The sequence below is a fragment of the Neisseria sp. P0022.S010 genome (assembly GCF_051956635.1).
The window spans coordinates 1-11,910 of record NZ_JBQCXF010000072.1; the positions used below are offsets into that span (position 1 = coordinate 1).

Annotated in this window: 10 protein-coding genes; 8 read left to right on the forward strand and 2 right to left on the reverse strand. The window is 52.6% G+C overall.

Features of this window, described 5'->3' with window-relative positions:
• Window positions 1-237 precede the first annotated feature (237 nt).
• The 6 genes from ACTHUT_RS08725 to ACTHUT_RS08750 all read left to right on the forward strand — a co-directional run bounded on the left by ACTHUT_RS08725 (window position 238) and on the right by ACTHUT_RS08750 (window position 8,365).
• Entirely contained in the window at window positions 238-1,053 is an 816-nt protein-coding gene (locus ACTHUT_RS08725) for an RNA methyltransferase (RefSeq protein ID WP_250600097.1), read from the forward strand.
• Between the two features lie 61 nt (window positions 1,054-1,114).
• Entirely contained in the window at window positions 1,115-1,963 is an 849-nt protein-coding gene (locus ACTHUT_RS08730) for a DUF1853 family protein (protein WP_250600095.1), read from the forward strand.
• Window positions 1,964-1,997: 34 nt separating this feature from the next.
• On the forward strand, window positions 1,998-3,257 hold the full coding sequence (locus tag ACTHUT_RS08735; RefSeq protein ID WP_070749820.1) for an RsmB/NOP family class I SAM-dependent RNA methyltransferase: 1,260 nt from the start codon (window positions 1,998-2,000) through the stop codon (window positions 3,255-3,257).
• A gap of 303 nt (window positions 3,258-3,560) precedes the next feature.
• The gene (locus tag ACTHUT_RS08740) at window positions 3,561-4,790 is read left to right on the forward strand and encodes a TolC family protein (RefSeq protein ID WP_250600093.1); all 1,230 of its coding nucleotides are present in this window, start codon (window positions 3,561-3,563) and stop codon (window positions 4,788-4,790) included.
• Window positions 4,791-4,833: 43 nt separating this feature from the next.
• Window positions 4,834-7,047, forward strand: a complete 2,214-nt coding sequence (locus ACTHUT_RS08745) for a type I secretion system permease/ATPase (RefSeq protein WP_137040562.1) — start codon at window positions 4,834-4,836, stop codon at window positions 7,045-7,047.
• An 88-nt stretch (window positions 7,048-7,135) separates the two neighbouring features.
• Window positions 7,136-8,365 (forward strand): HlyD family type I secretion periplasmic adaptor subunit, encoded by a 1,230-nt coding sequence (locus ACTHUT_RS08750; protein ID WP_250600091.1) that lies wholly within the window; start codon window positions 7,136-7,138, stop codon window positions 8,363-8,365.
• Window positions 8,366-8,426: 61 nt separating this feature from the next.
• Here ACTHUT_RS08750 and pheA read toward each other — a convergent pair whose 3' ends face one another.
• On the reverse strand, window positions 8,427-9,515 hold the full coding sequence (pheA, locus tag ACTHUT_RS08755) for a prephenate dehydratase (protein WP_250600089.1): 1,089 nt from the start codon (window positions 9,513-9,515) through the stop codon (window positions 8,427-8,429).
• Between the two features lie 171 nt (window positions 9,516-9,686).
• On the opposite strand from pheA, the gene tsaE reads away from it, so the two are divergent.
• Window positions 9,687-10,157, forward strand: a complete 471-nt coding sequence (tsaE, locus tag ACTHUT_RS08760) for a tRNA (adenosine(37)-N6)-threonylcarbamoyltransferase complex ATPase subunit type 1 TsaE (protein ID WP_250600087.1) — start codon at window positions 9,687-9,689, stop codon at window positions 10,155-10,157.
• Window positions 10,145-11,392 carry an N-acetylmuramoyl-L-alanine amidase gene (locus ACTHUT_RS08765; RefSeq protein ID WP_250600084.1) on the forward strand — a complete coding sequence of 416 codons (1,248 nt, stop codon included), beginning with the start codon at window positions 10,145-10,147 and terminating at the stop codon, window positions 11,390-11,392. The genes tsaE and ACTHUT_RS08765 overlap by 13 nt, the downstream gene beginning before the upstream one ends.
• Window positions 11,393-11,458: 66 nt before the next feature.
• Here the strand turns inward: ACTHUT_RS08765 and ACTHUT_RS08770 are convergent.
• On the reverse strand, window positions 11,459-11,910 hold a 452-nt coding region (locus ACTHUT_RS08770; RefSeq protein ID WP_440418737.1), incomplete at its 5' end, for a DUF4230 domain-containing protein.

Sequence of the window (11,910 nt, forward strand, 5' to 3'; positions counted from 1 at the left end):
CGAATCATCATTTGCCCTGCTTTACGGGCGGCTTTGAAAGCGGTATTTAAAAACGGATTCATGGTTTTCTTCCTAATTCAGGTAAAATACGCCCTAATGCGCCGAACAAGGCACACAAGAGGCTGTTTATCGTTTCCGATGCTGTTAAAGAACATTTCAGACGGCATGGAAAAAGGCCGTCTGAAAACAAAAAGATGGCGCATTATACCTGATTCCCGTACAAACAGAAAACAAAACATGACTTCCGAAAAACCCGCCCTGCCCGCTTATCTGGACAACATCCGCATCATCCTCACGCGCACCAGCCATCCCGCCAATATCGGTTCCGCCGCGCGCGCCATGAAAACAATGGGCCTGCACAAATTGACCATCGTCGCCCCTAATCTGATGGCAACGCCGATGACGGAAAATCCGCCCGCATTCGATCCGGAGCATCCGCAATCGTTTAAATTACCGGAAGAAAGTTTCATCCTCGCTTCCGGCGCGGCAGACGTTTTGGAAAATGCCACCATTGCCGCCTCTTTGGACGAAGCCCTTGCCTACACCACCATCGCCTGCGCCCTGACCAGCCGCCGCCGCGAAATCACCGCGCCGCTGCAAACCCCGCGCGACTTGGTGCCCGAATTACTGCATGCTGCCAACCGCGGCGAGAAAGTGGCGCTGGTTTTCGGCAACGAAACTTTCGGCTTAAGCATCGAAGAAGTCCAAGCCTGCAACCGATTGATGACCATCAACGGCAATCCCGACTATTTCTCGCTCAACCTTGCCCAAGCCGTGCAGGTCGTGTGTTATGAAATCTTCAGCCAAACCGATTCGCCCATGACCCATCTTCAACAGGAAGACCACGCCGCGACCCACGAGCAAATCAAAGGCATGGTCACCCACATGGAAAGCGTGATGAACGACATCGGCTTTTTCAACCGCCGCAACGGCGAGCGCCTGATGCGCCGTATGCAGAGCCTGTTCGGACGTGCCAATACGCAAACCGAAGACATCGATATCCTGCGCGGTTTTTTCAATACCGTCAGCCACCGTATCCATAAAAAAGACTGATTTAAGGCCGTCTGAAAACGTTACAAGCTTTTCAGACGGCATGACTGATATTCGGATAAGCATGAATTACGCCCTAGACGCATTATGGTGGAAACTCACCAGCCAACCCGTCCGCGACCTCGCCTCGCTGCTGACTGCGCCGCCTTTGTGGCAAAGCGGTTGCGAATTGAGCGTGCGCGAACTACTGGGGGAACACGGTTTCCGCTATCTTTTGGCATTGGACGCCGATCCCACGCCGCTGAAGGAACACCTCGCCCAACGCGCCCCGTTCGGCCACCGGCTCGGCATTTATGCCGAAGAGCTGTTGGCTTTCTGGTTTGCCAACGCGCCGCACGCCAAACTGCACGCATACAATCTGCCCGTTTTTTCAGACGGCCAAACTTTGGGGGCTGCGGATTTTGTCGCTTCCCTCAACCAACAGCCCTACCATATCGAGCTGGCGTGTAAATACTACGGCGGAGACCAAGTGCAAAACCTACGCGGCCTCAATCCTAAAGACACGCTGACGGATAAAGCCGCCAAACTGGTGCAGCAATCCCAGCTGCTGCATACGCCGCAAGGCAAAGCAACCTTAACCGCACAAGGCCTGCCGGAGAATCCGCTTCCTGCATCCATCGTGCGCGGCATCGGATTTTTCCCACAAGGTTTCCATGCTTTTGAGCCGCCTCTTAATCCATACGGTTGGCGCGGCATCTATATTCAAGATTGGTCGAAATACGGGTTTGAACGCCAAGAAGCACGCTACCATTTGCTTGACCGTATGGCCTACCTCGCGCCTGCTCGTGTCGCCGAAACCGAAACATTGAACGAAACCGAAATCCGCCGTATCGACCAAGGCTTGATTGCCGTTTTGGAATTACGGCCGGACGGCTTTTGGCACGAAATCGAACGCATCATGAAGGCCGTCTGAAACCATTTACCCACTTAAGAGAACCCATTACATTATGAACGCCGCACAACTCGACCATACCGCCAAAGTTTTGGCTGAAATGCTGACTTTCAAACAGCCTTCCGATGCCGTCCTCTCCGCCTATTTCCGCGAACACAAAAAGCTCGGCCGCCAAGACCGCCACGAAATCGCCGAAACAGCCTTTGCCGCGCTGCGCCACTATCAAAAAATCAGCACTGCCCTGCGCCGTCCGCACGCGCAACCGCGCAAAGCCGCACTTGCCGCACTGGTTCTCGGCAGAAGCACCAACATCAGCCAAATCAAAGACCTGCTTGATGAAGAAGAAACAGAGTTCCTCGGCAATTTGAAAGCCCGTAAAACCGAGTTTTCAGACGGCCTGAATACCGCCGCAGAATTGCCGCAATGGCTGGTGGAACAACTGCAACAGCATTGGAGCGAAGAAGAAATCCTCGCCTTCGGCCGCAGCATCAACCAACCTGCCCCGCTCGACATCCGCGTCAATACTTTGAAAGGCAAACGCGATAAAGTGCTGCCTCTGTTGCAAGCCGAAAGTGCCGATGCAGAAGCCACACCTTATTCACCTTGGGGCATCCGCCTGAAAAACAAAATCGCGCTTAACAAACACGAACTGTTTTTGGACGGTACGCTGGAAGTCCAAGACGAAGGCAGCCAGCTGCTCGCCTTATTGGTGGGCGCAAAACGTGGCGAAATCATTGTCGATTTCTGTGCCGGAGCCGGCGGTAAAACCTTGGCTGTCGGCGCACAAATGGCCAACAAAGGCAGAATCTACGCCTTCGACATTGCCGAAAAACGCCTTGCCAACCTCAAACCGCGCATGACCCGCGCCGGACTGACCAATATCCACCCCGAACGCATCAGCAGCGAACACGACACCCGCATCGCCCGACTGGCAGGTAAAGCAGACCGTGTGTTGGTGGACGCCCCTTGCTCCGGTTTGGGTACTTTACGCCGCAATCCCGACCTCAAATACCGCCAATCCGCCGAGACCGTGGCCAACCTTTTAGAACAGCAACACAGCATCCTCGATGCCGCCTCAAAATTGGTGAAACCGCAAGGCCGTTTGGTGTACGCCACTTGCAGCGTATTGCCGGAAGAAAATGAGTTGCAAGTCGAACGTTTCCTGTCCGAACACCCCGAATTTGAACTCGTCAACTGCGCCGAACTGCTGCAAAGCCTGAAGATTGATTTGGATACCGGAAAATACCTGCGCCTCAACTCCGGAGAACACCAAACCGACGGCTTTTTTGCCACTGTATTGCAACGCAAGGATTAAGATTGAAAAAGGCCGTCTGAAATCCTTTCAGACGGCCTTTTTGATAGATTTTTTACATTAAAATCATTAAATACGATAGTCGCGCTCTGCAATAATATACTTTAAGGCATGTATCTCGACCTTTTATCAGAATATTGTGAAAAGCTGGAAAAAATGCTTTATGCTTTGTAAATGTATGCGTTCTCGTTCAAAATTCGCCCGGTCATGCCTCAGGCGATACCCGATACAGACAACGATAATATATAAATCATTTGGTTAAAAATCATGTCGCATAGTTATTCTTCCCCCACAAAGCCCCGTTTCTTGTCATCGGCCGTTGCCGTTGCCTGCTGTCTGTTGCCGTTTCAGACGGCCTCTGCATACAGCCTGCAAGACATCCTCAGGGACGCTTTAGTCAGCGACCCGATTGTGCGTGAAGCCAAAGCCACTCAAGAAGCAGCGCAAAGCACGACCAAAGCCACGCGTGCGCGTCATTATCCTGTCGTGACCCTGACCGGCACGAAAGTGCTGGCGCAACACAATAAATATTCCAGCAACGATATGAAAGACGGTGTTGGCGTGCGCGGCAGCGTGAACATCTACTCATGGGGTGCAATTGAAGCCGCCGTCCGCCGCGACCGCAGCCGCGAAGAATACTATCAACACAAATACACCGAAAGCCAAGAGCAGCTGGGCAGCGATATTGGTCGCCTTTATCTGAGCGCATTGCGTGCAAAAGAAACCCTGATCCTCAACGAACAGACTTTGGCGCGCCACAATAAGCTCTTAAAAGACTTAGACACCATCGTCAAATATGATGCCGGCCGCCGTTCCGAGCTGATTGAAGCGCGCGCGCGCCAGCTGCAAGTGGCCAACATTATCGCCCAACAACGCCGCACCATGGATTTGGCGCTAAGCCGCCTGTCCCGCTATACCTCGCGCCAACTGACTGCCAACGATTTGGAAGATCCGTTTAAAAACGACACGGCAAAATCCATCACCGAACGCTTCAACAACCCCAACCGCAACAATAATCCGTCCTATCAGGCGCAATTAGCCGAGCGCGACAGCGTCCGTGCCGATTTGGACGCCTCCAAAGCCGAACGCCTGCCTGCCCTCAATTTGGAAGGCAGTGCGACGCGCAACACCAGACAGCTTTATTTAAACGTCGCATGGAATGTTCTGGATATTGCCGCAAGACACAATGTAGAGCGCAATGCCAAATCATTGATTGCCGCAGAAGCCAAGTCCGAACAAATCCTGCGCGACATGAACGAACGCGTTCAAACTTCCGCCATCGATATGCAGGAAAGCGAACAGCGTACCGCGCTGACGGCGCAACACATCGCCGCCCAAAAAGAAGTCATCAAAGTGTACGAATTGCAGTTTAAAATCGCCCGACGTACGCTGACCGACGTTTTGAGCGCATACAGCGAGTTATCCTCCATCGAACAGGATTACGTTGCCGCCCGCAACGATTTCCGCGATGCGGCGCTCGACTATTTAAATACCCAGGCCAAGATCTCCGCTTGGGTAGGTTTGGCACAAAAATAAAGCCATATCCGCCGGTTAAACCAAAAACATTACGCGAAAAAATATGAAAGCCATTATTGAACACATCGTTTTAGTGACCCGCCTTTTGGGTGCGCCCGTATCCGAAGCCGCTTTGTCCGCCGAAGTCGTGCGCGACAAAAAGCTCAAGGTCAACTATCACTCACTGGTCGAAGTCCTGCGCAGCCACGGCTTTGAAAATACCTTATCCAAACGCAATTTGGAAGACATCCCCTCGCTCGCCGTGCCGGTCATGATTATCCTGCACAACGAAGAGGCAGCGGTTATCACCCAAATCGAAGGCTCCGGCCAAGAGCGCAAATACCATATCCGCCAGGTTGACGGTTTGGAACAAGAACTCAGCCACGAGCAGCTCTCCGGCCTGTATTTGGGTTACTGCTGGTTTATCAAACCTAAAATGGCTACCGATATGCGCTCGGAACTGCCTGAATACCATCTGCCCAAAGCATGGTTTTGGAAAGTTATTTGGCGTTTCCGCAGCTACTACTACCAAGTCATTTTGGCCACCATCATCATCAACTTCCTTGCGCTCGTCAGCTCCCTGTATGTGATGAACGTGTACGACCGCGTGATTCCCAACCAGGCCTATGAAACCTTGTGGGTATTGAGCATCGGCGTGGTCTTGGCGATTTTGTTTGAATTTGCCGCCAAGATGATTCGCGGCCACTTGACCGATATTGCCGGTAAAAAAGCCGATTTGATCATCAGCTCCGCCCTGTTCCGCCGCGTGATGGCATTGCGTCTGGCAGACCGTCCTGCTTCTTCCGGTTCATACGCCAGCAACCTGCGCGAATTTGAAGCCGTGCGCGAGTTCATGACCAGTGCCAGCTTGTTGACTATTGTCGACTTGCCTTTCCTGTTGCTGTTTATCTTCGTGATTTCCATGGTCGGCGGCAAACTGGCACTTGTTCCCCTGACCATCATTCCAATTGTCGTGATTGTCGGTTTTGTCGTACAACGCCCGCTCTCTCGCCACATCAACGAATCGATGAAAGAAGGTTCGCAACGTTCCGGCCTTGCCGTTGAAGCCATCGAAGGCATCGAAACCCTGAAAACCAACAACGCCACATCTTGGGCGCAACAACGTTGGGACGAATACACCGCTAAAACTTCCGCTTCTTCCATCAAAGTCAAAGACACCAGCAACTTCATGGTCAACTTCGCCGTTGCCATGCAGCAGCTCAATACCGTCTTTTTGGTCGTCGTCGGTACCTATCTGATTCATGCCGACAACCATGCGGAACGCATCACCATGGGTGCATTGATTGCCTCCGTGATTCTGTCCGGCCGCGCCTTGGCGCCGTTGGCACAAATCGCCGGTCTGGCGACCCGCTTCCAACAGGCCAAACTTGCCCTCAAAGGCGTAAACGATATCGTTACCCGCCCTATCGAGCGCAATCCGGAACGCAAATACATTACTTTAGACAACGTTCAAGGCAGTATTACCTTTGAAAACGTATCGTTCAAATATCAAGCCGACAACAACAGCGCCGTCGAAGATTTGCGCCTGACCATCAAACCGGGCGAAAAAGTCGGTATTTTGGGCCGCATCGGCAGCGGTAAAAGCACCATGCTCAAACTGGCCAGCGGTCTGTACGACACTGAAAAAGGCAACGTTACCCTTGACGGAGTCGATATGCGCCAGCTTGACCCCAACTTCCTGCGCGATCAAGTCCTGCTGCTGAGCCAATCGCCACGCCTGTTCCTCGGCACATTGCGTGAAAACATGGACTTGGCACGTACCGGCAGCTACTCTACCGACCAAGACTTACTGACTGCGCTCAACCGTTTCGGCCTCGACAAAATCATCCGCAACCATCCGCGTGGTTTGGATATGCCTTTGGGTGAAGACGGTTTGGGCTTATCCGGCGGTCAAAAACAAATCATCGCCCTGGCGCGCATGACCTTGCGCAACCCGAGAGTCGTCTTGCTGGACGAGCCGACCACCAGCCTGGATCAAGCCACTGAGCGTATGGCGCTCAATGCCATTGCCCAATGGGGCCGCAACCGCACCATGCTTTTGGTGACCCACCGTCCGCAAGTGCTGCAAATCGTCAACCGAATCATTGTGATGGATAATGGCAAAGTCGTGATGGACGGCCCGCGTGATCTGGTATTGCAAAAACTCATGCAAAACGAACAGGCCAAAGCAGCCAACGTCAAACAACAGCAACAAGCTGCTGCAGTCAAACAGCAGCAACAACAAGCTGCCGCCGCCCCTCAATCGGCAGCACAATAAAGCAAAAGGCCGTCTGAAACCTACTTACCCTTTCAGACGGCCTGCCCTAATGGTTAAAATCCACCAAACACAATAAAGATACACGATTATGAGCCGCGAAAACAACGTCAAATCCAAAGACCTACACCTCATCAACGACCTCAATGCCGCCCTTCAAAAAGAAAAACACAGCGGCCAATTTTGGGTCATCATCCTATTCTTCCTTTTCCTGATTGTCTTCGTCGTCTGGGCATACAACAGCCCTGTCGAAGAAGTGACCCGCGGCAACGGCAATATCATTCCCAGCAGCCGTGAGCAAGTAATCCAAAGCCTCGACCCCGGCATCGTAACCGAAATCATGGTTAAAGAAGGCGACATGGTCGAGAAAGATCAGATTCTGATAAAACTCGACGACACGCGCAGCTCTGCCGTTTTACGAGAAAGCGAAGCCAAAGTCGAAAACCTCGAAGCCACTATTGCCCGTCTTAAAGCCGAAGCCTACGGCATCAAGCTCTCCTTCCCTGACAGCGTGGACCCTGAGCTTCGCCGTCGCGAAATTGCCGCCTACAAAGCACGCCGTCAAGCCATGACCGACGCTGTCAGCGGCCTCTCCCAAAGCAAGGCCGCGCTTGACCGCGAAATCGCCATTACCGCACCTATGGTTGCCGAAGGCGTGGTTTCCGAAGTCGAACTTTTAAGAATGCGCCGCGATTCCGCAGACTTGGCCACCCAAATCTCCGAACGCCGCAACCGCTACAAAGCCGATGCCAACAACGAACTCTTGCAAGCCGAATCCGAGCTGGCGCAATCCAAAGAAAACGTTGCCATGCGTGCCGATCCGGTTGAACGCTCGCAAATCCGTGCGCCTATGCGCGGCATCGTCAAAGGCATAAAAGTCACCACCATCGGCGGCGTTGTGAATGCAGGCGAAGACATCATGCAAATCATCCCCGTTGACGACAAACTGCTGGTCGAAGCCTATATCCGTCCGCAAGACATCGCCTTTATCCGCGCAGGCCAACCTGCATTGGTTAAAGTCAGTGCCTATGACTACTCCATCTACGGCGGTTTGGAAGGCAAAGTTACCCTCGTCGGCGCCGATACCGTCAGCAACTCCATGCAAAACCGTGCCAACGACTTGAAACTTGACCCGAACCAAGTCTATTACCGTGTTCTCGTCCAAACTGAAAACAACTCCCTGAAAGACAAAAACGGCAAACCTATGCCGATTATTCCGGGCATGGTTGCAACGGTGGACATCAAAACCGGTGAAAAAACCATCTTCCAATACCTGATCAAACCAATTACGCGTATGAAACAAGCGTTAAGCGAACGCTAATCGATAAAACGATAAAAGGCCGTCTGAATATTTTCAGACGGCCTTTTATACCCAATAATCCTTACAAAACAACGGTCGAATAAGAGCCAACAACTTTCACGAAGGAAGCGCGTTCGCCCAAAAGCTGCAAGGCTTTTTGGACATTTTCATCGCTTTGATGGCCTTCGATATCGATGAAGAACAGGTATTCCCACAAAACCGATTTGCTTGGGCGGCTTTCAAATTTGGTCATGGAAATGCCCAACTCGGTGAAGGGTTGCAACAAGGAAGTAACGGCACCGGCACGGTTGGGCGCAGATACGACCAAAGAGGTTTTGTCGTTGCCGCTGCGGCCGGTTTCTTGATGACCCATCACCAAGAAGCGCGTGGTGTTGTTCGGTTCGTCTTCGATGCACTCGGCGGCAAAACTCAACTGATAAATTTCCGCGGCGATACGTCCGGCAATGGCAGCCACATTCGGGCTGTCAGATTCGGCAACCAAACGCGCTGCTTCGGCATTGCTGGCTACGGCGATACGCTCGGCATTGGGCAGGTTGCGGCCGAGCCAGTCGTTGCATTGTGCCAAGGCTTGGGCATGGGCGAAAACTTTGGTAATGCCGCCGATTTCATGGCTGTCTTTACACAACAGGTTGTGATGAATGCGGACAACCACTTCGCCGCAGGCTTTCAACGCAGTTACGGCCAGCAAGTCTAAAGTACGCCCCACCGAGCCCTCGGTCGAATTTTCTACCGGCGCCACCAAATAATCGGCTTGACGCGTTTCAACTTGTTTGAAGCAGTTGTCGATGGTGGTACACGCCATGGTGTGTGCGGCGTGGCCGAAATGTTTGATGGCGGCTTGCTGGGTGAATGTTCCCTTCGGGCCCAAATAGGCAATCGTCAGCGGACGTTCTACCGCTAAACACTCGCTCATAATCTCGCGAAACAGCCGGGTGACCGATTCATCCGGCAAAGGGCCGTGGTTCAAATCCTGAATCCGGCGTAAAACGGCCACTTCCCGCTCAGGACGGTACACCGCGCCTGTCCCTTTCAATTCGCCGATAGCATGCGCATGACCGGCGCGCTCATTGAGCAAACGGAGGATTTCCGCATCGATGCCGTCGATGGCATTGCGGTGCGGCAATAATTGTTCGTCTATGGATAAAGGCATAAGCTGTCTCGCAATTTTGTGAGGGATATTTTCATTTTAACATTAAAGGCCGTCTGAATTCCGTTTTCAGACGGCCTCAACACTATCTTTATCTAACTTTATCGTCTATCAGGTTTGCAAACGCCGCCAATTCCATCATAATTAAGCCTTTTGAACGACAAGGCCTATTCCATGCACTCAAACGGACTGTATACCCGTTTTCTGCCCGATGAAGAAGCAACCCTGAAACTGGGTGAAGAATGGAGCAAGCAGCTTTCCGCTCCACTGACCATCTACCTTGAAGGCGGGCTGGGTGCAGGCAAAACCACGCTGACACGCGGGATTTTGCGCAGACTGGGTCATACGGGCGCAGTCAAAAGCCCAACTTACACCATTGTCGAATCTTATCCGCTGGATACATTCACCCTCCACCATTTCGACCTCTACCGCTTTACCATGCCCGAGGAATGGGAAGATGCCGGTTTGGACGAATTGTTTGCGCCTGACAGCATCTGCCTCATCGAATGGCCGCAGCAAGGCGGGGAATTCACGCCTCCGGCAGACATTACCATTACATTGACGTACACCGATAAGGGCAGAACCTGCACCTTTTCCGCCCACACAAACCAAGGCCGAAAAAGTTTAGAATCATGGTCAAATTAACTAGAAGACACATTCTCCGTCAAGGCACAGGACTATTTCTCACCCTCACGCCCGTTGGTGCCGCATTGGCCAAACCGGCCTCTCCTGCGCAATTCCTTGCCGTCCGCATTTGGCCGGCGCACGCCTACACACGCGTTACCCTTGAGAGCAACCACTCGATGAAATACCAACATTTTATGTTGGACAACCCCAGCCGGTTGGTCGTGGATATTCAAGGAGCGGAAATCAACAGCGTCCTGCAAGGCATTTCCAGCAAAGTACTGTCTAATGACCCTTTTATCCGCAGCATTCGCGCCGGTCAAAATACGCCCAACACCGTGCGTATCGTTATCGACCTCAAACAAAGCACCCATCCGCAAGTCTTTGCACTCGCCCCCGTCGGCAACTTCAGAAACCGCTTGGTTATCGACCTTTATCCGCACGGCGCAGATGCCAACGACCCGATGATGGCCTTGCTCAACGGCAATATCCCCAAACAACGTCCGAATACCAATATCGCATACGACACCCCTGCCCCTAAAAGCAATCGCGGCAGCGGCGGCAACCGCCGTCCTGTGATTATGATCGACCCCGGTCATGGCGGCGAAGACCCTGGCGCAATCGGCCCGAGCGGCCTCAAAGAAAAAAACGTCGTACTCTCCATCGCCCGCGAAACCAAAAAACGCCTCGAAGCCTTGGGTTACAACGTATTCATGACGCGCAACGAAGACATCTTTATCCCATTGGGCGTACGCGTTGCCAAAGGCCGTGCACGCAATGCAGACGTATTCGTCTCCATCCACGCCGATGCCTTTACCAGCCCGTCCGCTCGCGGTACCGGCGTATATATGCTCAATACCAAAGGCGCGACCAGCTCGGCGGCAAAATTCCTTGCCCAAACCCAAAACAACGCCGACGCCATCGGCGGCGTACAAACCAGCGGCAACCCCAATGTCGACAACGCCATTTTGGACATGACCCAAACCGCGACCCTGCGCGACAGCCGCAAGCTCGGCCATTCCGTCCTGACCGAATTAGGCAAACTCAACCAACTGCACAAAGGCCGCGTTGACGAGGCTAACTTTGCCGTTCTCCGCGCGCCGGATGTTCCGTCCATTCTGGTGGAAACCGCCTTCCTCTCCAACCCTACCGAAGAGCGACTGCTCGGCAGCGAGTCCTTCCGACAACAATGCGCCCAAGCCATTGCCACCGGTATTCAAAAATACATCAATACCGCCGTTTTACGACGCGGTTAAATGGCTTGATGAAACAAAGGCCGTCTGAAAATTTTTCAGACGGCCTTATCTTTTCAAGCAATCTATTTAACCGCACTTCCCTACCGCAGCCGGATACACCGATACTTTTGTCTGCGTCAATGCAAACAGGTTTTCCAACTGCGTTTGCGCCTGACGGTTGGCATGTTCCAAAATCTCAGCCTTACACGCGCTTTGCAATACCTGCCGTCTCGCCTCTTCCTGCACCGTCTTAAATACCGACTTATCCATAGGCAGCAAATTGAACGAGCCGGTCTGAATATCGTACACTTCGATATTTTCCAAATCCACGCTCAAGATTTCCACCGCCGGCAGGCTGATCAATACCTTGTCGTCCACAATATTGACATTGTCCGCGCCTAACTTATCCAAATCCAAACCGGCCAACACCTTACCGCGCACAATAAAAATACCGCTTTGCGAATCCTGCCACAGCCTGCGCCAATCCCCTTTTTTCTCCGTACGGATAATCGTATCGATATAAAATGCCGTACTTTCCA